This is a genomic window from Pseudodesulfovibrio portus, assembly GCF_026000375.1.
Classification (GTDB): Bacteria; Desulfobacterota; Desulfovibrionia; order Desulfovibrionales; family Desulfovibrionaceae; genus Pseudodesulfovibrio; species Pseudodesulfovibrio portus.
In genome coordinates, this window is sequence record NZ_AP026708.1 from 2,865,365 (window position 1) to 2,885,515 (window position 20,151).

The 20,151-nt window shown below is 62.1% G+C and carries 21 protein-coding genes; 14 read left to right on the plus strand and 7 right to left on the minus strand.

Annotation, left to right across the window (positions count from 1 at the left end):
- The first annotated feature begins 318 nt into the window (after nt 1–318).
- The 4 genes from OO730_RS13670 to OO730_RS13685 all read left to right on the plus strand — a co-directional run bounded on the left by OO730_RS13670 (nt 319) and on the right by OO730_RS13685 (nt 4,262).
- Complete coding sequence (locus tag OO730_RS13670; RefSeq protein ID WP_264982030.1) at nt 319–1,305, plus strand: hydrogenase small subunit; 987 nt, start codon at nt 319–321, stop codon at nt 1,303–1,305.
- Between the two features lie 63 nt (nt 1,306–1,368).
- Nucleotides 1,369–3,084, plus strand: a complete 1,716-nt coding sequence (locus OO730_RS13675; RefSeq protein ID WP_264982031.1) for a nickel-dependent hydrogenase large subunit — start codon at nt 1,369–1,371, stop codon at nt 3,082–3,084.
- Between the two features lie 337 nt (nt 3,085–3,421).
- Nucleotides 3,422–3,913 carry a hypothetical protein gene (locus OO730_RS13680; RefSeq protein WP_264982032.1) on the plus strand — a complete coding sequence of 164 codons (492 nt, stop codon included), beginning with the start codon at nt 3,422–3,424 and terminating at the stop codon, nt 3,911–3,913.
- Nucleotides 3,914–3,929: 16 nt separating this feature from the next.
- Nucleotides 3,930–4,262, plus strand: coding sequence for an SMR family transporter (locus OO730_RS13685; protein ID WP_264984167.1), 333 nt, complete (start codon nt 3,930–3,932; stop codon nt 4,260–4,262).
- A gap of 61 nt (nt 4,263–4,323) precedes the next feature.
- Here OO730_RS13685 and OO730_RS13690 read toward each other — a convergent pair whose 3' ends face one another.
- The 4 genes from OO730_RS13690 to icd form a co-directional block, all read right to left on the minus strand.
- On the minus strand, nt 4,324–4,581 hold the full coding sequence (locus OO730_RS13690; protein ID WP_264982033.1) for a HypC/HybG/HupF family hydrogenase formation chaperone: 258 nt from the start codon (nt 4,579–4,581) through the stop codon (nt 4,324–4,326).
- The gene (locus tag OO730_RS13695) at nt 4,550–5,104 is read right to left on the minus strand and encodes a HyaD/HybD family hydrogenase maturation endopeptidase (protein WP_264982034.1); all 555 of its coding nucleotides are present in this window, start codon (nt 5,102–5,104) and stop codon (nt 4,550–4,552) included. The genes OO730_RS13690 and OO730_RS13695 overlap by 32 nt, the downstream gene beginning before the upstream one ends.
- A gap of 92 nt (nt 5,105–5,196) precedes the next feature.
- Nucleotides 5,197–6,282: a class I SAM-dependent methyltransferase gene (locus OO730_RS13700; RefSeq protein WP_264982035.1), complete on the minus strand. Its 1,086-nt coding sequence runs from the start codon at nt 6,280–6,282 to the stop codon at nt 5,197–5,199.
- A 144-nt stretch (nt 6,283–6,426) separates the two neighbouring features.
- The gene (gene icd / locus OO730_RS13705) at nt 6,427–7,569 is read right to left on the minus strand and encodes an NADP-dependent isocitrate dehydrogenase (RefSeq protein ID WP_264982036.1); all 1,143 of its coding nucleotides are present in this window, start codon (nt 7,567–7,569) and stop codon (nt 6,427–6,429) included.
- A gap of 292 nt (nt 7,570–7,861) precedes the next feature.
- Between icd and OO730_RS13710 the strand changes: the two genes are divergently transcribed.
- The 3 genes from OO730_RS13710 to OO730_RS13720 all read left to right on the plus strand — a co-directional run bounded on the left by OO730_RS13710 (nt 7,862) and on the right by OO730_RS13720 (nt 10,987).
- Nucleotides 7,862–8,587: an SIR2 family NAD-dependent protein deacylase gene (locus OO730_RS13710; RefSeq protein WP_264982037.1), complete on the plus strand. Its 726-nt coding sequence runs from the start codon at nt 7,862–7,864 to the stop codon at nt 8,585–8,587.
- Between the two features lie 322 nt (nt 8,588–8,909).
- The gene (locus OO730_RS13715; protein WP_264982038.1) at nt 8,910–10,256 is read left to right on the plus strand and encodes a TrpB-like pyridoxal phosphate-dependent enzyme; all 1,347 of its coding nucleotides are present in this window, start codon (nt 8,910–8,912) and stop codon (nt 10,254–10,256) included.
- A 272-nt stretch (nt 10,257–10,528) separates the two neighbouring features.
- Nucleotides 10,529–10,987 (plus strand): META domain-containing protein, encoded by a 459-nt coding sequence (locus tag OO730_RS13720; RefSeq protein WP_264982039.1) that lies wholly within the window; start codon nt 10,529–10,531, stop codon nt 10,985–10,987.
- Between the two features lie 60 nt (nt 10,988–11,047).
- Here the strand turns inward: OO730_RS13720 and OO730_RS13725 are convergent, their stop codons facing one another.
- Nucleotides 11,048–12,142, minus strand: a complete 1,095-nt coding sequence (locus tag OO730_RS13725; protein WP_264982040.1) for a glycoside hydrolase family 3 protein — start codon at nt 12,140–12,142, stop codon at nt 11,048–11,050.
- Nucleotides 12,143–12,223: 81 nt separating this feature from the next.
- On the opposite strand from OO730_RS13725, the gene OO730_RS13730 reads away from it, so the two are divergent.
- The 5 genes from OO730_RS13730 to OO730_RS13750 all read left to right on the plus strand — a co-directional run bounded on the left by OO730_RS13730 (nt 12,224) and on the right by OO730_RS13750 (nt 15,830).
- Entirely contained in the window at nt 12,224–13,258 is a 1,035-nt protein-coding gene (locus OO730_RS13730; protein WP_264982041.1) for a rhomboid family intramembrane serine protease, read from the plus strand.
- Nucleotides 13,259–13,328: 70 nt separating this feature from the next.
- Nucleotides 13,329–14,168, plus strand: a complete 840-nt coding sequence (locus OO730_RS13735) for a metal ABC transporter ATP-binding protein (RefSeq protein WP_264982042.1) — start codon at nt 13,329–13,331, stop codon at nt 14,166–14,168.
- The gene (locus OO730_RS13740) at nt 14,168–14,968 is read left to right on the plus strand and encodes a metal ABC transporter permease (protein ID WP_407681925.1); all 801 of its coding nucleotides are present in this window, start codon (nt 14,168–14,170) and stop codon (nt 14,966–14,968) included. The genes OO730_RS13735 and OO730_RS13740 overlap by 1 nt, the downstream gene beginning before the upstream one ends.
- 96 nt (nt 14,969–15,064) lie before the next feature.
- On the plus strand, nt 15,065–15,277 hold the full coding sequence (locus tag OO730_RS13745; protein WP_264982044.1) for a DNA-binding protein: 213 nt from the start codon (nt 15,065–15,067) through the stop codon (nt 15,275–15,277).
- Between the two features lie 16 nt (nt 15,278–15,293).
- Nucleotides 15,294–15,830, plus strand: a complete 537-nt coding sequence (locus tag OO730_RS13750; RefSeq protein ID WP_264982045.1) for a hypothetical protein — start codon at nt 15,294–15,296, stop codon at nt 15,828–15,830.
- Between the two features lie 55 nt (nt 15,831–15,885).
- Here OO730_RS13750 and OO730_RS13755 read toward each other — a convergent pair whose 3' ends face one another.
- A complete protein-coding gene (locus tag OO730_RS13755; RefSeq protein WP_264982046.1) occupies nt 15,886–16,200 on the minus strand; it encodes a zinc ribbon domain-containing protein in 315 nt (104 codons plus the stop codon).
- A 139-nt stretch (nt 16,201–16,339) separates the two neighbouring features.
- Between OO730_RS13755 and OO730_RS13760 the strand changes: the two genes are divergently transcribed.
- Entirely contained in the window at nt 16,340–17,929 is a 1,590-nt protein-coding gene (locus tag OO730_RS13760) for a hypothetical protein (RefSeq protein ID WP_264982048.1), read from the plus strand.
- Between the two features lie 467 nt (nt 17,930–18,396).
- On the opposite strand, the gene purU is transcribed toward OO730_RS13760, so the two are convergent.
- Entirely contained in the window at nt 18,397–19,272 is an 876-nt protein-coding gene (purU, locus tag OO730_RS13765) for a formyltetrahydrofolate deformylase (protein WP_264982049.1), read from the minus strand.
- 210 nt (nt 19,273–19,482) lie between these two features.
- On the opposite strand from purU, the gene OO730_RS13770 reads away from it, so the two are divergent.
- Nucleotides 19,483–20,109 carry a D-sedoheptulose 7-phosphate isomerase gene (locus OO730_RS13770; protein WP_264982050.1) on the plus strand — a complete coding sequence of 209 codons (627 nt, stop codon included), beginning with the start codon at nt 19,483–19,485 and terminating at the stop codon, nt 20,107–20,109.
- Nucleotides 20,110–20,151: the final 42 nt, after the last annotated feature.

The window sequence follows — 20,151 nt, forward strand, 5'->3', positions numbered from 1 at the left end:
GCGGGGGCCGGTTCCCGGTGTAATGATGAATTGCGAATTTTTTAACAATGGCCCGATATGGAGTCTAGTTTGCCGTTTAGCTTGAAATTTTTTTGACTTCCCTATTGATTTTGTTTGTAAACCGGGCTACGAGAATGTTAATTAATTTTTCCGGGGGGTTATAGCACGAACTCGGGAAAAGAATGTTAATCGTGTCACTTTTATCGAAATCGTGACAAAAACGGTTTAGGTCCGAGTTCGGGCTTGTGCCCGACGGTTATGCAAGAGAATAACGGTGTTCTCACGTATAACAGACTCATTTTATTACGGAGGTGTTCTATGAAATTTTCCGTAGGTCATGGCAAGGAAGGAGCCGTGGAACGGCTGGAAAAACGCGGCGTCTCTCGTCGTGATTTCATGAAGTTCTGCGGAACCGTGGCCGCAGTGATGGGCATGGGTCCGGCTTTCGCCCCGAAGGTCGCCGAAGCCCTCACAGCTGACAACAGGCCTGACGTCGTTTGGCTGCACAATGCCGAATGTACGGGTTGTTCCGAGTCCATCCTGAGGACCGTCGAACCTTACATCGACGCTCTCATTCTGGACTACATCTCGCTGAACTACCATGAGACCATCATGGCGGCAGCGGGTCACGCGGCAGAGAAGGCTCTGTGGGATACCGTCGATAAGGGCGGATTCGTCGCCGTTATCGAAGGTGGCGTTCCCACTGCTCCGGCCGGTACTGCCATGGAGCCCGGCGGACACGGCAAGGTCGGCGGTCACACCATGCTGGAAAACACGACCAAGGTCGTGGAAGCAGCAGCCGCTACCATCACGTACGGTACCTGCGCTTCCTACGGTGGCGTGCAGAAAGCCGCCCCGAACCCGACTGCCGCCAAGGGCATCGGCGAACTGTTCCCGGGCAAGGCCATCATCAACGTGCCCGGCTGTCCCCCGAACCCGTTCTCCCTGGTCGGCACCATCGTGCACTTCCTGACCAAGGGCGTGCCCGAACTCGACGACGCCGGTCGTCCGGTTCCCTTCTACGGCGAGTCCGTTCATGACAACTGCCCCAGGCAGGAATTCTTTGACAATGACCAGTTCGCTCCTTCCTTCGGTTCCGAGGAAGCTCGCAAGGGCTGGTGTCTGCGTAAGCTCGGTTGTCGTGGTCCCGAGACCTACAACAACTGCCCGACGGTCAAGTTCAACCAGTACAACTGGCCCGTTCAGTCCGGCCACCCCTGCATCGGCTGCTCCCAGCCCGATTTCTGGGATGGTAAGGATTGGGATGGCGAAACCTACTTCTACGCCGATCTCACCGAACTCTAGTCGGGAGATTTGCTCGGTTTCGTTCAACTCACGCAGACAACGAATTCTTAAGGAGGATACAATATGTCTGGTTGCTCCCCGAAAGCCGCTCCGATGCACGGGAAACACGATGTAGTCGTGGATCCGGTCACCAGGATCGAGGGTCACCTTCGCATTGAGGCCGTCGTTGAAAACGGCAAAATCATAGACGTCCGCAGCAGCTCCCAGCTGTTCCGCGGTCTGGAAATCATCCTGAAGGGCCGTGATCCCCGCGATGCACAGCACTTCACCCAGCGTTCCTGCGGTGTCTGCACCTACGTGCACGCGCTCGCTTCCACCCGCGCCGTCGACAACGCCGTCGGCGTCGATAAGGTCCTGCCCCACAACGCCACCATCATCCGTAACCTGGTGATGGCCGCGCAGTTCCTGCATGACCATATCGTTCACTTCTATCACCTGCATGCTCTTGACTTCGTCGACGTGGCAGACTGCCTGAACGCCGATGTCGCCAAGACCGCTGAAATCGCCGTGGCCGTTGCCGCGACCGTGCGCCCCGATCCCAAGATCGTCTCCTCCAAGGAAGACCTTCAGAAGACCAAGGACACCGTCAAGGGCATCGTCGACTCCGGTCGTCTCGGCATCTTCACCAACGCCTACTTCCTCGGCGGCCATCCCGCATACGTGCTGCCGCCCGAGGTCAACCTGCTGGCCACCAACCACTACCTGAACGCCCTGCACATGCAGGTCAAATGCGCTCGGGCCATGGCCATCTGGGGCGCCAAGAACCCGCACACCCAGTTCACCGTCATGGGCGGCGTGACCTGTTACGAAGGTCTGACCGACAAGTACATCAATGACTTCCTGGGTCTGTACAGCGAGATCATGGACTTCATCCTGGATTGCTACATCCCGGATCTCCTGGCCGTTGCCAGCTACTACAAGGATTGGGCTGCCATCGGCGGTACCACCAACTTCATGAGCTTCGGCGAATACCCCGCACAGGGCGGCGAAGCGGATCTGAACTCCCGCTACGTCAAGCCGGGCGTCATCTTCAACCGTGACATCGGCAACGTGCAGGCCTTTGACCCCGCAATGGTCGAAGAGCATGTCAAGCACTCCTGGTACAAGGATGATTCCCCGAAGCATCCCTACGCAGGCGTCACCGATCCCATGTACACCAGCCTGGACGACAAGACCAAGTACTCCTGGATGAAGGCCCCCCGCTACGATGGCAAAGCCACCGAAGTCGGTCCCCTCGCCACCTGCCTGGTCAACTACGGCCTGGGTCAGCCCGAGTTCGTCAAGTACGTCAACTTCGTGCTTGAAAAGCTCGGCGTCGGTCCCGCAGCCCTGTTCTCCACCCTGGGCCGCACCGGTGCCCGCGGCATTGAATGCCTCGTCACCGCCCTCAAGACCGCTGACTGGGTCAATGACCTCAAGGAAAACATCGCCAAGGGCGACCTCGACATCTGCAAGGATTGGGATATGCCCGCCGAAGCACAGGGTGTCGGTTACGTCAACGCTCCCCGCGGCGGCCTGAGCCATTGGATCAACATCAAGAACAGCAAGATCGAAAACTTCCAGCTGGTCGTTCCGTCCACCTGGAACCTCGGCCCCCGCTGTGATCAGGACATCCCTGGCCCGACCGAAGAGGCTCTGCTGGACAACACCCCGATCGCCGATCCGGAACGCCCGGTCGAGATCCTGCGTACCGTCCACTCCTATGACCCCTGCATCGCCTGTGGCGTGCACGTTATCGACAACAAGACCGGTAACGTCAAAAAGTTCCGCGTGCTGTAAGCACAGCCCCGGACGCAAAAAACAGAGGGCTCGGCTTTGCCGGGCCCTCTTTTTTTTGCGTCCGGGGCTGTGGCGTCGGCTTGCGATAGCGGCGCATCTGCACATTTTTCGGGCACCGTCCGATCCTCACCGTAGCGCTGCTACGCCTCCGGTCGGCCGGTACCCGAGAAAATGCACATCTGCACCACTCTCCCAAGCCTCACGGTGCCGGGGAAGAGGGCGAAGGGCCGCTTTGCTTCTTCGCCGAAAGACAGGAGGAAAGGGGGAAGGAGAGGATTTGATCAAGTGGGGTAGGTTGAAAATTGACCGGCGGGGAAAGGTGGGCTAGGGGTCTGGTATGAAGGATCGGATGAAGAGTGTCTTGCGGTATGTGAAGGCCGCGCCTTGGCCGTATATGACGGGCGGGGCGTCCCTTGCGCTTGCCTTTGGTTTGAAGGGCGCGGGGGTGGCCCGGTGGTCGTCCGGGGATGTCCCGGCAGCGGCGGTGCTTGGCTGGTGGGGGCTGTGCTGGCTGGTGGTTGCGGTGTTCGCCCTTGCCGACGGAGTGTCGCGGCACAGGGAGTACCGGCGGATCAAGGCCATGTTCGTGCGCTACGGGTTCAGCGAGCGGATACTCAGGCCCCTGGCCCGGTCGCGGTGCCAGCGGGACGCGGCCCTGCACGCGGCCCGGGAGACAGGGCACCTGGACAAGGCGCGGTCCTACTTCCGGGGGCAGGGCTACCGGTGGTACCATATCCTGCCCGATCTGGTGGTGCGCAATCCGCTGGCCTTTGCCTCACCCACATTTTTGCGAACCTCATTCATGCCCGGCAAGAAGATGCGGGCATAACCCGGAACCGCGAGGCATCATGGGATATCTGTATCTTTCCATGGCCATCCTGGCCGAAGTCATCGGCACGACCGCATTGCAGGCCTCCCAGGGGTTCACCCGGGTCGGCCCGAGCGTCGTGGTGGTCGTCGGCTACGGGTTGGCCTTCTATCTCCTCAGCCATGTGCTTCGCTACATCCCCATGGGCGTGACCTACGCCATCTGGGCCGGGGCGGGCATCGTGCTCATCGGCGTGGCCGGGGCCGTGATCTACAAACAGATCCCGGACCTTCCGGCGGTCATCGGCATGGGGCTCATCGTGGCGGGCGTGGCGGTCATCAATCTCTTTTCCAAGACCGTCAGTCACTAGCGGACGCAAAAAGGCCCGGAACCATGCGGTCCCGGGCCTTTTTGCGTCGTGTGTCCGGCGGTTACAGCATTTCGTGCCGGTAGTTCTCGCCGCCCATGAGATCGACCATGTCGCGCAGGATCTTGAGGGTCTCCTGGGCTTCCTTGTGGTCGAGCTTGCGCAGGGCAAAACCCGCGTGGATGATGATGTAGTCGCCGAGGGTCACTTCCTCGTCGAGGAGCATGATCGACGCCTGGACCGTGGTGTTGCCCTCACCCACCTTGCAGGTGGCGACGCCGTCTTCTATCTCAAGAATTTCCGCTGGTATCGCGAGGCACATAGATTTTCTCCATTGCAGGGTTGTCGGCCGAGCGTGGAATATAGGTCCCGCCGGCCTCGGTCACTTCATCGAGCACCAGTTCCATGACTTCGGGCAGCTTGGCCTCAAGCTCCGGGGACAGGGCCGCGGACATGTCCTTGTAGTTGACCGGCTCGATGCCGTACAGGACCACGTCCTGGGGCACGCTGCCCAGGATGCTGCAGTTGGACAGGGTGTCGAGCAGGTCGGTCTGGTGCATTGAATTCTTGAAGGCGCAGGCCTTGTTCAGGTCCTCGCCCAGCAGCCGGTGCACTTCGCCGGGCGCGGATTCGTTGAGCACGATATCCACGATGATCAGGTAGTCCGATTCCATGATCGGCCCCATGAGCTTCAGCCCCAGGGTGCCGCCGTCAAGGACCGTGACATTCTCGGAAAATTCGTACTGCTGCTCCAGTTCCTCGGCCACTCTGACGCCGAAGCCCTCGTCCGTGAACAGGATATTTCCAACGCCCAATATCAGGATGCGTTTGTCGTTTTCAGGCATGGTTTTGACATAGTAGACCACCGTGGATTTAGCAACAATTAATATCGAAACCGTTCCTGCTCGGGCCATGCCGGGAGAGTGGCGGGGCGGGTTCAGCGGGTGACGTAATAATAGGAAGTACGAAGGCCGCCGAGTTCCTTCTGCCGGCTGACGACGTCGACGATGCGGCCGCCCGCAGCTTCCACCACTGTCCTGACGAGCTCTTCCGGCACCACGTGCGATTCGCTGCGGGGACGCTTGGCGCTGACGGTCGGTTCGGACTCCGCCGCCTCTTCCCGCCGGCGGACCAGGGTGGGGACGCTGGCCGCGTTGTCCCCGTTGCCGATGGGCCTGCCGAAGTAGTCCGCCGGGGTCAGCACCAGGACGTATTCGCCCGGCTCTCCCGGGGAGGGGACCTTGTAGTCCATTTCCATGGTTTCGCCGGGCTGGACGACTCCTGCCGGAAAGTTCAGGTAGCCGTGGTTGTGGTATGCGGCGTCGGAGTTCAGGTCGAGCCAATGGTGGACGATCTTGGCGGGGGCGTTGACGCCTTCCCCGGTGCCGATGGGGTGGGCGCAGGTGTTGGTCACCTTCACCGGCAACTCGGCCACGGAGCCCACGGACATGCTCAGAGCCTCGGGGACGGCTTCGACGGAGCACAGAATGCCGTCCTCGGGATAGGCGTATGAGGGAGCCTGGCTGGGGCAGTGGAAATAGGCCAGCCCGCCGGGTTTGAGCACGCGGACGAATTCGGCGATATAGTGCAGGGCGACCTGTGGCCGGATGTGCTGGAGCACGTGTTCGGTATAAACGAGGTCAAAGGAACCGGTCGGGAACGACTGCAGGTTGTTGTCCTCGTTGAGGCGGTAGACGCACTTTCTGCCGTGCCGGTTGAATTCCTTGGCCTTCTTGATCATGGACGGTGCGATGTCCACGCCCACGCAGGTATCGAAATGGCCGCACAGGGCCTGCGTCAATCTGCCGACTCCGCAGCCGAAGTCCAGTGCCGCCTTCCTTTGGCCCGGCAGGCCGTTCTCGTCCATCCACTGACGCAGTCGACCGATCCGAGCCACGCCGGTCTGGAAAAAATCCTGAATATTCCATTTGTTGTTCTTTTTTTCCGGAGCGGAACAAACGGCCCAGAGCGGGTCCTCCTGGCCGAAAATGTCCCAATTCTCCTGCAGTTCCTTGAGGTACACGAAATATCTCCTTGGGCTTCAGATTGCGTGCATGGGGTATATCGGAGATGCAAAGCAGGTTTTGTGCCATTTCACATCGCGGCACAGGCAAAAAAAAGGCCGCCCGGAATTCCGGGCGGCCTTGGTGTGACGTGGGGCGAACCGTTAGAGGTTGCCGAGCAGGATTTCGCCGAACTCCCGGCAGCCGACCTGGGTGGAGCCGCTGATCTGGGCGGCCAGGTCCACGGTGACCTTCTTGTCGGCCAGTCCCTTTTCCACGGCCTTGTGGATGAGGTTGGCGGCTTCATGCCAGCCGATGTGCTCAAGGAGCATGGCCCCGGACAGGATCAGGGAGCCGGGGTTGGCCATGTCCTTGCCCGCGATGGTCGGGGCGGTGCCGTGGGTGGGCTCGAAAAAGGCGAGCTTGTCGCCCATGTTGACGCCCGGCGCCAGGCCGAGTCCGCCCACCTGGGCGGCCAGGGCATCGGAGATATAGTCGCCGTTCAGGTTGGTGGTGGCGATGACGGAGTACTGTTCCGGGTACATGAGCACGTTCTGGAACATGGCGTCCGCGATGCGGTCCTTGATGATCACACCCTCGCCGTCTTCGCCTTCGCGCACGACGCGGCCCTTGTATTCCTCTTCGGCCAGTTCATAACCCCAGGCGCGGAAACCGCCCTCGGTGGTCTTCATGATGTTGCCCTTGTGCACCAGGGTGACGGAAGGCTTGCCCTGTTCCAGGGCGAAATCCAGGGCCTTTTTGACCAGTCGCTTGGAGCCCGCCGGGGTAATGGGCTTGATGCCCACGCCCGCCGTGGCGTCGATCTTGGCACCGAACTCGTCCACCAGGAATTCAATTAACTTCTTGGCTTCCGGGCTGCCGGACTGGTATTCAATACCGGCGTACACGTCCTCGGTGTTCTCGCGGAACACGGTCATGTCAACCAGGTCGGGGCGCTTGACCGGGGATTCTATCCCCTTGAAATATTTGATGGGACGAATGCATGCGTAGAGGTCGAAGACCTGGCGCAGGGTGACGTTGAGGGATCGGAAGCCCTTGCCCACCGGAGTGTTCAGCGGACCCTTGAAGGCCAGCTCGGCATTGGCCAGGGCGTCCATGGTCGCCTTGGGCAGGTGCTCGCCGGTTTCCTTAAAGGCGCGTTCACCGGCCAGCAGCAGCTGCCAGTCGAGCGCGTTCTCTGTGCCGTAGGCTTTTTCCACGGCGGCGTCGATCACGGGGCGACCGGCCTTCCAAACTTCGGGGCCGATGCCGTCACCTTCGATGTAGTATACAGTCTTGGTAGCCAATTGGTCCTCCTCTCTCATGGGGAATCTGTACTGGTATCGCGATTTGCGGTAGCGGACTATGCCGCGTATCCGGCCCGATTGCAAGCCGATGCGCTGTCCGGCGGCAGTGACGCAGGGGTGGATGGGTCGTTTTCTGATCGGGGTCGAGCCGTTTGTGGGAGCCGATTGCCCCTCAAAAATGGTTTTTTCGCGAACTTTTTTCTGGTTTTTGCGTACCCTGCCTGGGGCGAAAACCGATTTTTTCAAGCGGAAAAATGTGGATGAACAGGAAACAAAGGATATCGGAAACGACATGAAGGCTGATCTGGAAATGGTGAAGGCGGTGCTGAGCGGTGCCCGCAAGGTGGTCGCCCTGACCGGCGCGGGTGTGTCCTCGGAGAGCGGGGTGCCCACGTTCAGGGGGCAGGACGGACTGTGGAAACAGCACAGGGCCGAGGACCTGGCCCGGCCGGATGCCTTTGCCGCCCACCCGGAACTGGTGTGGGAGTTCTACAACTGGCGGCGCGGGTTGGTGGGAAAGTGCGAACCGAACCCGGCCCATTTCGCCCTGGCAAAGATGGAAGAGCAGGTCCCGGAATTCCTGCTGATCACCCAGAACGTGGACGGCCTGCATGGGCTGGCGGGGTCCAGGAAGCTCATGGAGATGCACGGTTCGCTCTGGCGTGTGCGCTGCACGGTCTGCACGCATGCCCGCGAGGACCGCTCCGAATTGTCGGACGTGCCGGAATGTCCGGTCTGCGGGCACATGCTCAGGCCTGGCGTGGTCTGGTTCGGCGAGCCGCTGGTGCCCGGCGTGCTCAGGCTGGCCATCGAGCGCATCTCCGGGGCGGACGTCTTCCTGTCCATCGGCACGTCCAGCCTGGTGCAGCCCGCAGCCTCCTTCTTCCAACTGGCAAAGGACCACGGCGCGGTGACCGTGGAGATCAACCTGGAACCCACGCCCAACAGCGGGTTCATGGATTTCGCCCTGCACGGGAAGGCCGGGGACATCCTCCCGGAATTGGTAAAAATGCGTTGATCGCGCCTACGTTTTTGTCGTCAGTCTTGACTTGGCCTTGTCAGGGGGAGTAACGGTATTTCTTATGAAAACACCCATCTCATACACTTATTTTTGTGGACGCGGGTGGCGCAACGTCAAGCGGCCCGATTCCTGATTGCGTGCTGAAGTGTTCCCGTCGTCCCGAGGGTCGGCGGTGGCTGGTGCACGCAGTTTGGGGATCGAGTGAAGCCGCTGGAGTTGAGTCCGGTGGTTTTTTTATTGTCAATCGGTCGCCGAGGAAAGGCGGGGGATTCGATCAACCGTCCCGATTCCGGCCTCAAACTGTTCGGAGGAACAACACATGTTCGTTAAGAAAATCTTTTTGCCCCAGGATCAGATGCCGACCCGGTGGTACAACCCCATGCCGGATCTGCCCACCCCCATGGCTCCGCCCCTCAACCCGCAGACAATGGAGCCGCTGACCCCGGACATGCTGTCTCCGATCTTTCCCGATTCGCTCATCGCCCAGGAAATGAGCCAGGACCGGTTCATCGACATCCCGCAGGAAATCCTCGACGTGTACAAGATCTGGCGTCCCTCGCCCCTGGTACGCGCCGACAGGCTGGAAAAGGCCATCGGCGCCAAGTGCAAGATCTACTACAAGGACGAGTCGGTTTCCCCGGCCGGTTCCCACAAGCCCAACACCTCGGTGCCCCAGGCCTACTACAACAAGATGGAAGGCGTTAAGCGGCTGGCCACCGAGACCGGCGCGGGCCAGTGGGGCACGGCCCTGTCGTTCGCCTGCGCCCAGTACGACATGGAGTGCGTGGTCTACATGGTCAAGGTCTCGTACGAGCAGAAGCCGTACCGCAAGATGATCATCAACACTTACGGCGGCACCATCTATCCGTCCCCGTCCGACCAGACCCGCACCGGTCGCGAGATGCTGGAGCGCGATCCGGACTGCAAGGGCTCCCTCGGCCTGGCCATCTCCGAGGCCGTGGAGGACGCGGCCACCCGCGACGACACCAAGTACGCCCTCGGTTCCGTGCTCAACCACGTGCTCATCCACCAGACCATCACCGGCCTGGAGGTGCAGAAGCAGCTTGAAATGGTCGGCGAGAAAGCCACCCATCTGGTCGGCTGCGTGGGCGGCGGTTCCAACTTCGGCGGCCTGGTCCTGCCCTTCCTGCCCCAGAAGCTCGACGGCGACCCGGTCAAGTTCATCGCGGTGGAGCCCAAGGCTTGCCCGACCCTGACGCGCGGCGAATACCGCTACGATTTCGGCGACATGGCCCGGCTCACCCCGCTGGTCAAGATGCACACCCTGGGCCATGACTTCATGCCCGCGCCCATCCACGCGGGCGGCCTGCGCTACCACGGCGACGCGCCCATCGTCTGCAATATCGTGGAAGAGGGGCTGTGCGATCCCGTGGCCTACTTCCAGACCGAGTGCTTCGAGGCGGCCAAGCTGTTCATGCAGACCGAGGGTTTCCTGCCCGCGCCCGAGACCTCCCACGCCATCAAGGGGGCCATCGAAGCGGCCAAGACCGCAGGCCCGGACGACGTCATCGTGTTCCTGTACTCCGGCCACGGCATGCTCGACCTGGCCTCCTACGACGCCTTCAACCAGGGGCTGCTGACCAACTTCGAACTGCCCCAGCGGGATATTGAGGAGGCGCTCAAGGCCTGCCCCAAGGTCGGCTAGCGTCGGCTTGCGATAGCGGCGCATCTGCACATTTTTCGGGTTTACCGAGTCCTCGCCGTAGCGCTGCTGCGCCTCCGGCTCGGCTGCATCCGAGAAAATGCACAGCTCCACCACTCTCGAAAACCTTGAGTCGGGCAAGAGAGTGGAAGAAGAAAAGGGGAAAATCAGCCCCCGGCACAGGTTGTGTGTCGGGGGCTTTTTGCATCGCGTCTTGCCACGGGCCGGATGGCTTGGTATCCATCCCAGTGCATCGAACATCAAGGAGTTACCCAATGCGCACGCATATGAAAGGCTTGGCCGTTGTCTGTTTCCTGATCGTCCTGTTTGCCGTGGCCGGGTGCGGTTCCCACGAGGAGCCCAAGCCGGTTGTCGGGGAGAATCTGCGGTCAGCCATGGTGGGCAAGAAGTGGGTCGTCGAGGAGTTGTTCGCCCGGCGCATGAACGAAGAGGTGACCATGGAATTCATGAGCGACGGAACGGTCAAGGCGTTCGGCGGGTGCAACGAGCTGACCGGCACGTATACCCTGCTTGAGGACGGGTTGACCTTCGGCCCCATGGCCTCCACCCGCAAGTCGTGCGGCCCGGCCCTGGATGAGCAGGAATACTCCTTCAAGACCTTCCTGGCCCGCGTGGAGCGGGTGGAACTCGACGGCAACGACCTGCTGCTCCTGTCCAGGGAGTTCCCCGGTCCCATCCGGTTGACCACCGGAGGCGGCGGCCTGTTCTGGTAGCCGATCGATATGGCGAATGAAAAGCCGCCGCCCGTTCTCCGGGCGGCGGCTTTTTTGTGGTCAGTTCAGGGTCGCCTTGAGCTTCATGATCCGTTGGTAGGATTGTTCGATGCGTGTTTGGGGGATGGTTCCCTCATCCACCATGCGCCGGATGGCGGCGTGCGCCTTGCCCACGATCTCTTCGTCGTAGGCGAGGTTGTTGCCGAAGAGCAGGATGTCCGCCCCGGCCAGGATGGCCAGCCGGATGGCCTGGTCGCGGCCGTAGAATTCGGTGATCGCCCCCATGGTCATGTCGTCGGTGACGACCACGCCGTCATAGCCGAGCTTGTCGCGCAAAAGCCCTGTGATGACCTTGTGCGACAGGGTGGCCGGGTACTTCGGGTCGAGGTTGGCGTTGAAGATGTGCGCGGTCATGATCATGGTCGGCAGCCCCCTGCCGATCAGCTCGCGGTAGGGGATCAGTTCCGCCTCGGTCCAGGTGTCGGTGACGTCGGTCAGCCCTTCGTGGCTGTCCGTGCCCGCCGAACCGTGGCCGGGAAAATGCTTGAGGCAGGAGAGCGCGCCGCTTCGTTTCAGTTCGCCCATGTATATTTCCGCGCACCGGGTCACCTTTTCGGGGTCGTCGGAAAAGCTCCGTTCCAGCCTGCCGATGGCCGGGCTGTCGGGGTTGACGTTGACGTCGGCCACGGGCGCGAAGTCGAGGTTGAAGCCGTTTGCCGCGCAGGTGGAGCCGACCATGTAGGCGGCCATGCGGACCTTGAATTCACCGGACGTGCAGATGGCCAGGGCCGAGGGCGTCTCATGGAATCCGGAGGCCTTCTTGAGCCGCTGCACCTTGCCGCCCTCCTGGTCCACGCCGATGAACAGCGGGGTGGCCGCGTAGGACTGGAGAGATTCGTTCAGGGCCTTTACCTGCTCCGGGTTCCGGATGTTTCGTTCGGCCTTGCCCAGCGCCACGTCGTAGTCGAACAGGACCACGCCGCCAAGGTGGTGGTCGCGGATGTCGCGGGCGATGCGGCTGTCCGGCGCGGCGGTGTAGCCCCGGAATCCGGCCATGAGCATCTGGCCGATCATGACGTCGAGGTCCGCCGCCAAGGCGGGCAGGGGAAGGAGAAGGGTCAGTCCTGCGATCAGTGTTGCGAGGCGGTGTTTCATGGCGGCTCCGTGCGTTTTCGGCAGCATAGGCCGGGGGATGCTTCCGGCGCAAGGGGGAAAGCTGTTTGCCACCGGGCGATTATGCATTACATATACCCCATGCAGCCCAAGACCCCCCGCACCGGATTCTTCAACCGCGTCCTGCGTCACGCATGGACCGACCTGCGTCCCTTGGTGGTGGAGGACGGCGAGGGCGGGCTTTCGCATCGGGAGGCCAAGCTCTGGTCGCTCATCCTGTCCGCCCGGCACGTGCCCTACCGCATGCGACGGCTGCCCGCAGCCGAGGGCGGGGGATACGTCATCGAGGTCCAGGAGTGGTTCGCCGACCGGGCGGCCAGGGAACTCACGCTCTATTTTGAGGAGAACCGGCCCGACATCGGGTCCGTCACCCTGCCGGACCTGCGCCCGGTCAGCGGGTTCGAGCCCACCCTCGTCGGCCTGGGATTGCTCCTGCTTTTTTATGTCATGTATCACCGCGTCTACCCCGGTCTCGGCGTGTACCCCGAACTGTGGGCGGATATCGGCAGCGCCGACGGGTCGGCCATCCTGTCCGGCCAGTGGTGGCGTACTGCCACCGCCCTCACCCTGCACGCGGACGGCCCGCACGTCCTGGGCAACGCGGTCATCGGCGGGGTCTTCATCTGGCTGGTGTCCCGGCGGCTGGGAGGCGGCCTGACCTGGCTGCTGACCATCCTGTCCGGGGTGCTCGGCAATCTTGCCAATACCCTGGTCCTGGGCGTACACCACGACGCCATCGGTTTTTCCACGGCCACCTTCGGCGCGGCAGGCGTGTTGGCGGCCATCACCCCCTTTACCGTGGGTGGCGGCGTCCACGGCCTGGGCAGCGGCGAGCGGGTGCGGCGGCTGCTGCGCTTCACGTCCAACGCGCTCATTCCCTTCGGAGCCGGTCTCGGGCTGCTGGCCATGCTCGGGGCCGGGGAAGGGACCGACCTCGGCGCGCACCTGTTCGGTTTCCTGTCGGGGGCCGGGCTGGGCGTTGTCGCCGGCAAGCTGACCACCGGCCACGGACTGCCCGGGCGGCCGCTCGGGGCGTGGATGTACCTGGCTGCCCTGTGCATTCCCCTCGGGGCGTGGTGGCTGGCATGGCTGGCATGAGCTGGAAGGGTGTGCTAGGCTTTCCCGATCGATGGCCGGTTGTATATCTCAGTGAACGCAGGAGAAACGCGTGTCGGAAAATGTCATTGAATTCAGAGGAGTGAGTTTTTCCCATGGCGGGACGGTCATTCTCGAAGACGTGAACCTGTCCATCGAGGCCGGGGACTACCTGGCCGTGCTCGGTCCCAACGGGGGCGGCAAGTCCACGTTGCTCAAGCTCATGCTCGGCCTCATAAGACCGGACAGCGGCGTTGTCCGCATCCTGGGCGAGGAGCCGGGCGCGGCGGGCGGGCGCATCGGCTACCTGCCGCAGCACACCCACGTTGCCCAATCCTTTCCCATCTCCGTGCTGGACGCGGTGTGCATGGGCTTGGTCAAGCCGGGCTTCGGCGGCATCGCCGGGCTGTCCTGTTCTCCCGACGAGCAGGACAAGGCGCGCCGGGCCCTTGAGCGGGTCAACCTGCTGCAATACGCGGACAGGGGGCTGGCAGGGCTGTCAGGCGGCCAGAAGCAGCGGGTGTTCATCGCCCGCGCCCTGGTGGCCGACCCGGAACTGCTGCTCCTCGACGAGCCCACGGCCAGCGTGGACTCCGCCAGCCGCAACGCGCTCTTTACCCTGCTCGTCGACCTGAACGCCGACATGACCATCGTCATGGTCAGCCATGACATCTCGGCCCTGGCCAAGGGCGTCAAATCCGTGGCCTGCGTCAACCGCAAGGTTCATTTCCACGCCGCCCCGGCCATCACCGGCGACATGTACCAATCCACCTACGGCACGCCCGGCACCGGGACCTGCCCCGTGGAGCTGGTCACCCACGGTCACGTGCCGCACCGGGTGCTCGGTGCCCACGACCTGGGCTGCGACTGCGAGCACGGCTGCTTCCACACCCACGACGAGGAGTCCGAATGATGGACATCCTCGGTTACGAATTCATGCAGAACGCCCTGGCAGCGGGCCTGCTGGCCAGCGTCATCTGCGGGATCATCGGTTCCCTGGTGGTGGTCAACCGCATCGTCTTCATCTCCGGCGGCATCGCCCATGCCTCCTACGGCGGGGTGGGACTCGCCTTCCTGCTCGGCCTGCCCGTGCTGCCCGTGACCACGGTGTTCACGGTGTGCGCGGCTCTGGTCATGGCCATGGTCACCCTGCGCGACCGCGAGCGGGTGGACACGGTCATCGGGGCCATCTGGGCCGCGGGCATGGCATTGGGCATCATCCTGCTCGACCTGACGCCGGGCTACAACGTGGACCTGATGAGCTACCTGTTCGGCTCCATCCTGGCCGTGACCCGGTCCGACCTCTGGCTCATGGCCGGGCTGGCCGTGTTGGTCTTCGGCCTGGTGCTCGTCTTTTTCCGGGGGTTCCTGGCCATGAGCTTCGACGAGGAGTTCGCCCGGGCGCGCGGCGTGCCCGTCAGCTTTCTCCATTGCCTGCTCATCGTCCTGGTGGGGCTGTGCGTGGTCATGATCATCCGGGTGGTCGGCCTGATCCTGGTCATTGCCCTGCTGACCATCCCGCCGTTCATTGCGGAGCGGCGGACCAAGTCGTTGAAGTCGATGATGATAGTGTCCACGGCTCTGAGCGTCCTGTTCACCGTGGCCGGGCTGTGGCTCTCCTATTCCCTGGACATCACGTCCGGGGCCGCCATCATAGCGGTGGCCACGTTGAGCTTTTTCGCGTCCATGGTCTTGCCCGGAAAAAAGGCGTAGTCCGCAAGTGGCTGATTTTTCCCGTGGAATGAGTTTTGCAAATCAGAAAGGGCCGGTGTACATCTTTTCCTGCCCATGGCTGTCCATAGAGAAGAAATGACGATGAAGTGCAAGGAAAAGCTGAAAGAGGAAGGGTACATCCGGTACCGGGGCGCGGTAGACGCCTCGGTGTACGAGTATTTCAACTGCGATTGCTCGTGGAAGGCGGAGTGGTATCTCAAGGCCGGACATTACCGGTGCTGCGGATGCAAGGAGAGGTGCGAGACCAGGGAGCCCGACGGGTTCCAGCTCTTCCTCGATCTGGGATAACCGACAAGGAAACGACATGCGACGGATCATCATTGCATTTCTCATTCTGGCCGCCGGGCTGGCCGCAACGAACGCCCCGGCGTCCGAATTCCAGGATATGGACATATGCTTGGGCAAGGCCGTTGTCGCCAGAGCCATCTGCAAGGACCCGCTCGAGGTCAATTTCGTGGCCAGGGTCAAGGACGACATTTATCTGTTCTCGGTCTTCTACGCCAGGCAGGAGGCCCGGTTCCTGGTGGGGGTGACCGACAAGACGATCCGTGTCCAGGGCAAGGAATTCCTCAAGCTGACCAAGACCATCCCCTATCATTTCGACGCGGACGCCAAGTGCGCCGTGGTGAATTTTTCCTCCCCGGAGTGCCCGAATTCGGAGCCCATCGTCTGCTGTTCGGAAAAGACCACCGAGGAGAAGCTGGACGACAAGTTCTGGGGCCGCCCCATTCCCGACCTGCTCGACGAGGACCTGCGCAGGGCGCTGGAAGAGTATGAGCAGGACCAGGGCGCGCAGGAAGGCGACAACGCCACCGAGGCCCAACCCGCCCCGGCGCAATAGGCGCGTACGGGTATGAAATGCACAAGCCCCGGCAGCGAGCCGGGGCTTTTTGTTTTCAGACGCGCCTGAAATAGATGAGCAGGGCGAGCAGCCCCACCGTGGGGTACAGGGGCCACCAGGTGCGATACCACCAGCAGCCTGCGGCCACCCCGGCCAGGAGCAGGAGGTAGCCCCAGGCCTCCATCAAGCGCTTGAGGTCGCGCCAGGCGTCGGCGGGCATGCCCTGGTGCTCGAAGGACACCAGGGGTTCGTCGACCGGGCTGTCTTCGGCGGGGGCGGCGCGTCGGGAGGATTGCAGCTTTCGGTTGCATCGGGCGCAGAAGCGGGTGTCGTCGGAGTTTTTCTCTCCGCATTTGGTGCAGGTGATCACGGCTTGGTTATCGCGCCTGGCCGGATGAAGGTCAAGGCCGGGGTCCCTCGAAGAGAGGGAGGCAAATACTTTTTGCAAATATGCGTGAGTTGGCATACTGTTTCTGGCGATTCTTAAACACTTCAGGACTGTTGGGCTCATGGCAAACGCACCCGAAGGGGGCAGGTCAGGCAACGACGAGCGACTTGCCGCTTACCAGACCAGACTCCGAGCGCTCAAGGAACGTTCCTCTCTCCGTGAGGTCATGGAGCGTGAACTGCTGCTTGAGTTCCTGACCCTCAATCAGACCGCCATCAACGAGTTCCCGATGCTGGAGGCCCAGAAGAAGACGGTCATGGAACTGCTCTGCGGCCGCCAGGGCCACCCGGGCTACGAGTTCATCCACAAGCAGATCGCCAATTTCATCGTCCTGCTGGCCCACTACGAGAAAGCGGTCAAGGTCAAGGACGCCGAGCGCGCCGAAAGCTTGAAGAGCGGGCTGCTGAACACCGAATCCATTCTCATCAAATGCGTCCAGGGCATCGTCTACGCCATGGCGTTGATCACGGACAACTTCGAGGAAGTGGTCCTGCGCTACTTCGGCCAGGATGCGCTCAAGGAGTACACCGCGCTCATCGAGCAGCACGAGCTAGACCAGGCGTTCTGGACCGCGTTCATCGAGCAGTTCGTGGCCAGCAAGGTGGCCGAGGCCCACAAGGAAATCCTGGAAGGCGAGAAGTTCGACATATCCAAGGAGCGTTCCTTCCTGGTCATCCGCTTCCTTTTTGACGACATCCTGGCCAAGCTCAACCCGACCGACCAGAAGATAGACAAGACGCGCATCCAGCAGTGCTACCTGGAAAGCGAGACCGAGGAGGCCGCCGCCAGGCGGGCCAAGCTCGTGCAGGGCATGCTCGCCAAGAGGCTCTCCACCCTTTCCGGGTTCAAGCAGTTTTCCGCAAACGAGTTGCTCCAGGCCGCCCGGCTGACCTGCCTCGACACCATTGGCGGGGATTTCGAGAAGCAGTACATGGCCCGCGTGGCTGCGGCTGCGGGAGGCGAAGGCGGCGAGGCCAAGGACAGGGACCAGGCCAGGAAGGAACAGGAGGCGTTCAAGTTCCTGCTCGATCAGCTCGTGGGCCTGGGCGTGGGCGCGTGCATCGCCCTCGGCGTGACCGGAGATCATTTTTTCAAGTCCATGGAAGCCTATGCGCCGGAGCACATCAAGTCCATCCTGCCCTACAAGAAGAACTACTCCATCCCGGTGCTGGAGAAGATCCTGTTTTTCCTGCTCGAGCACAACATGATCCACCTGCTCGGGGAACGCGGGCTGGACGAGGGGGGCAAGATTCAGGTCCGCTCGGGACGCGCCCGACGGGTGCCGGAGAGCGAGCTGGACGCGCTTCCCAACATGTCCAAGATTCGCAGGAAGCAGTTGTTCGGCAAGGACACCACCCGCGAAGGGACCGTGCTTTTCAAGCCCAAGACCGCCCAGCAGCTGGCCCAAACCATGAAGACCCTGTCCCTTGAGCCCGAGTTGCAGCAGGGGCTGGCCGGTCTCTGGAAAAAGGCGGTCTTCCGGGTGGACATCATGGTCCTCATCAACCTGGAGCTGGTCGCCAGGGGCACCACCAATCTCAAGGCCCGTTTGGGCGAGATTCTCGACAAGTACGGGGTGTCCAAGCGGACCCAGCCCGAAGCCGAAGAATCGGTCGAGACCCCGCCCGAAGAGTCGCCGTCCGGGGAATAGAAATTTGAAAGGGAAACGTCCCCTGCGTCAGACCGGCGCAGGGGACGTTGTTTTTTGGGAGGGGGGAGGCCTCCGGCGGCCCCGGAGGCTGCTCGCCGCAGGGCGTCTCCGACGGGCAGAGCGCTGCCCTGCACCCGCTCAAGGCCGGGGGCCTTGAGAATCCCGTGTCGCCTCCGGCGAGGGGTGCGTGGGTGGTGGAAAGATGCGGCCTGGAGTGGCGGGACACGGAATGTCCCGAAGTCTTCACGCGGCATTGCGCGCGGCGCGCCGCGCGCAATGCCGCGCAAATCCTTCGGGACAGAGCCCACGCCACAAGCGTCGCCATTCGTTATTGGGAAATTGTTGTGGTGGCGTGTTGGGACGATGCACCAAGCAAGAGGAACACACTTCCTCGACCGCGAACCGCGCGGATGCGCATACAAAAAGCTTTGGAAAAGAAAGGGGATGGGGGTCCGGGGGAGGCATTCCTACCTGCGGAAAACGATGGTCTTGTTGCCGTCCACGATGACGCGGTCTTCGAGGTGCCACTTGACCGCCCGGGCCAGGACGTGGCGTTCGATGTCGCCGCCCAGCCGTTTCAGGTCGTCGACGTCGTGGCTGTGGGTGACGCGGATGACGTCCTGCTCGATGATCGGGCCCTCGTCCAGCTGTTCGGTGATGTAGTGGGCCGTGGCCCCGATGAGCTTGACCCCGCGCTGGTGCGCCCGGCGGTATGGGTCCGCGCCCACGAAGGCGGGCAGGAACGAGTGGTGGATGTTGATGATCCTGCACGTGAATCTGTTGACGAAATCCGGGGTCAGAATCTGCATGTAGCGGGCCAGCACGATCAGGTCCACGTCGCCCATGAGATCGATCATGGTGTCCTCGGCGGTCACCTTGTCGCGCAGGGAGGGGCCCACCGGAACGTAGTGGAAGGGCACGAAGTGCTCCACGGACTCGCGCAGATCCTGGTGGTTGGAGATGACCATGGAGATGTCCGCCTCCAGGTCGCCCCGTTTCCACCGCCACAAGAGCTCCATGAGCGCGTGGTCCACCTTGGAACAGAGGATGACCATCTTCTTGGGCTTCCAGACCGGGTTCAGGCTCCAGTCCATGACGAAGCCGTTGGTCACCTCTTCCCTGAATTCGCGGCGCAGCTCTTCAAGGCCGTCCATGTCCAGGCCGGGCAGGAAGAATTCGTTGCGCATGAAGAACCGGCCGCCTTCGGGGTCGGTCGAGTGCTGGTCCGAGTGGATGATGTTGGCGTTCTTTTTGTGCAGGTATCCGCTGACTGCGGCCACGATGCCCGGCTGGTCCGGGCAGGTGATGAGCAGTCTGACGGTGCTTTCCTTGGATTCGGTCATGGTGCTGTGTCCTTATGCGTGGTGCATGAAATTCGGGCAGGGCGTCCCGGTCCGGGCGTGTTCCTGCATCGTGGTGGCTGTATCGCAAAATACGGGCGAATAAAAGTCTTTTCCCTCCAGCCCGCCCGCAGGACTTGGCAACCGCATGATTCGGGTTTATATGCTACGTTGGACGAATGCTTGAAAAGATCACCCTGAAATGAGGAATATATGTCTGAGAGCGCTTTGAAGAAAGTGATGGACCACGCGTCCGCCGGATTGACGGCGCGCAAGGCCTTTTTCGATACAAAGGCGGAGTTGGTGGTTGAGATCGCCCGGGCCATGGCCGTGTGCCTGGCCGGGGGCGGCAAGGTCATGTTCTGCGGCAACGGCGGGTCCGCCGCCGACTGCCAGCACCTGGCCGCCGAGTTCACCAACCGGATCAAGCTGGAGCGGCCGCCGCTGCCCGGCCTGGCCCTGACCACCGACACCTCGGCCCTGACCGCCATCGCCAACGACTACAGCTTTGACGAGGTCTTTTCCAAGCAGGTCCTTGCCCTGGGCCGTCCCGGCGACATGCTGGTGGGCTTTTCCACTTCCGGCACCTCGACCAACGTCATCCGCGCCATGCGCGAAGCCAAGCGCAACGGCATCGTCACCGTGGGCCTGACCGGGCAAAGCGGGGCGGAGATGGCCTCGGTTTCGGACTTCCTGGTAACGGTCCCGTCCGGCCAGACCGCCGTTGTCCAGGAGATTCACATTGCGGCGGGGCACATGTTCTGCTTTCTGGTGGACCACTTCCTGTTCGAGGCCGTGTCCGAACTGACGCCCTACCTGCCCGATCCGTCGCAAGGGTAGCGCATATTGAAACGAAAAAGCCCCCGCGAATGATCGCGGGGG

What these genes read in the sequence shown, in the direction of transcription:
- OO730_RS13670 (WP_264982030.1), top strand. Translation starts at nt 319, where the DNA reads ATGAAATTTTCCGTAGGTCATGGCAAGGAAGGAGCCGTGGAACGGCTG.
- OO730_RS13675 (WP_264982031.1), top strand. Translation starts at nt 1,369, where the DNA reads ATGTCTGGTTGCTCCCCGAAAGCCGCTCCGATGCACGGGAAACACGAT.
- OO730_RS13680 (WP_264982032.1), top strand. Translation starts at nt 3,422, where the DNA reads ATGAAGGATCGGATGAAGAGTGTCTTGCGGTATGTGAAGGCCGCGCCT.
- OO730_RS13690 (WP_264982033.1), bottom strand. Translation starts at nt 4,581, where the DNA reads ATGTGCCTCGCGATACCAGCGGAAATTCTTGAGATAGAAGACGGCGTC.
- OO730_RS13695 (WP_264982034.1), bottom strand. Translation starts at nt 5,104, where the DNA reads ATGCCTGAAAACGACAAACGCATCCTGATATTGGGCGTTGGAAATATC.
- OO730_RS13710 (WP_264982037.1), top strand. Translation starts at nt 7,862, where the DNA reads ATGAAGGCTGATCTGGAAATGGTGAAGGCGGTGCTGAGCGGTGCCCGC.
- OO730_RS13715 (WP_264982038.1), top strand. Translation starts at nt 8,910, where the DNA reads ATGTTCGTTAAGAAAATCTTTTTGCCCCAGGATCAGATGCCGACCCGG.
- OO730_RS13720 (WP_264982039.1), top strand. Translation starts at nt 10,529, where the DNA reads ATGCGCACGCATATGAAAGGCTTGGCCGTTGTCTGTTTCCTGATCGTC.
- OO730_RS13725 (WP_264982040.1), bottom strand. Translation starts at nt 12,142, where the DNA reads ATGAAACACCGCCTCGCAACACTGATCGCAGGACTGACCCTTCTCCTT.
- OO730_RS13730 (WP_264982041.1), top strand. Translation starts at nt 12,224, where the DNA reads ATGCATTACATATACCCCATGCAGCCCAAGACCCCCCGCACCGGATTC.
- OO730_RS13740 (WP_407681925.1), top strand. Translation starts at nt 14,168, where the DNA reads ATGGACATCCTCGGTTACGAATTCATGCAGAACGCCCTGGCAGCGGGC.
- OO730_RS13745 (WP_264982044.1), top strand. Translation starts at nt 15,065, where the DNA reads ATGACGATGAAGTGCAAGGAAAAGCTGAAAGAGGAAGGGTACATCCGG.
- OO730_RS13750 (WP_264982045.1), top strand. Translation starts at nt 15,294, where the DNA reads ATGCGACGGATCATCATTGCATTTCTCATTCTGGCCGCCGGGCTGGCC.
- OO730_RS13760 (WP_264982048.1), top strand. Translation starts at nt 16,340, where the DNA reads ATGGCAAACGCACCCGAAGGGGGCAGGTCAGGCAACGACGAGCGACTT.
- purU (WP_264982049.1), bottom strand. Translation starts at nt 19,272, where the DNA reads ATGACCGAATCCAAGGAAAGCACCGTCAGACTGCTCATCACCTGCCCG.
- OO730_RS13770 (WP_264982050.1), top strand. Translation starts at nt 19,483, where the DNA reads ATGTCTGAGAGCGCTTTGAAGAAAGTGATGGACCACGCGTCCGCCGGA.